Genomic DNA, 714 nt, shown 5'->3' on the forward strand with positions numbered 1-714 from the left:
TTTTTGTACACAGAAAACCCCCGGCTAGGCCGGGGGTTCCGGAAAGCTTACAGCTATAAGTCAGTTATAAAACCCCTTTTGATTTGTTAAAACATATTGCGGTCTGGCAACTGCAATGGTTCAACAAAAAATCAAAAGGGGGTCCCAATGGGGGACGAAAAGAGCTTAGCGCATACGCGATGGAACTGTAAGTATCATGTCGTTTTTGCACCAAAATATCGGCGACAGGCCTTTTACGGCGAGAAACGCAGGGCAGTAGGCAGCATACTCAGAAAGCTGTGTGAGTGGAAAAATGTGAATATTCTGGAAGCGGAGTGCTGTCCGGATCATATACATATGCTTTTGGAGATCCCGCCAAAGTTGAGTGTTTCAGGTTTTCTGGGTTACCTGAAGGGTAAGAGTAGCCTGATGCTGTACGAACAGTTTGGCGATTTAAAGTTTAAGTATAGAAACAGGGCGTTTTGGTGCCGGGGTTTTTATGTGGACACAGTGGGTAAGAATACCTCGCGAATACGGGAATACATAAAACACCAATTGGAAGAAGATAAGATGGGAGAGCAACTGTCGATCCCGTATCCCGGTAGCCCGTTTACGGGCAGTAAGTAACAACGAAATGCAAATGTCAGATTGCAATGCGCCTGTTAGGGCGCGGCTGGTAACAGAGCCTTATAGGCGCATATTAAAAACCCCCGGCTATGCCGGGGGATATTTATT

At 46.2% G+C, this 714-nt stretch carries 1 protein-coding gene; it reads left to right on the forward strand.

Annotated features, from left to right (window positions below; translation table 11 throughout):
• The first annotated feature begins 147 nt into the window (after positions 1-147).
• Positions 148-606, forward strand: coding sequence for an IS200/IS605 family transposase (gene tnpA, locus U868_RS0123005; protein ID WP_025155333.1), 459 nt, complete (start codon positions 148-150; stop codon positions 604-606).
• Positions 607-714 lie beyond the last annotated feature (108 nt).

This window comes from Morganella morganii H1r (genome assembly GCF_000633515.1).
Classification (GTDB): domain Bacteria; phylum Pseudomonadota; class Gammaproteobacteria; order Enterobacterales; family Enterobacteriaceae; genus Morganella; species Morganella morganii_B.

Excerpts from the sequence above, each read along its gene's own strand:
- tnpA (WP_025155333.1), top strand. The coding sequence starts at position 148 with ATGGGGGACGAAAAGAGCTTAGCGCATACGCGATGGAACTGTAAGTAT.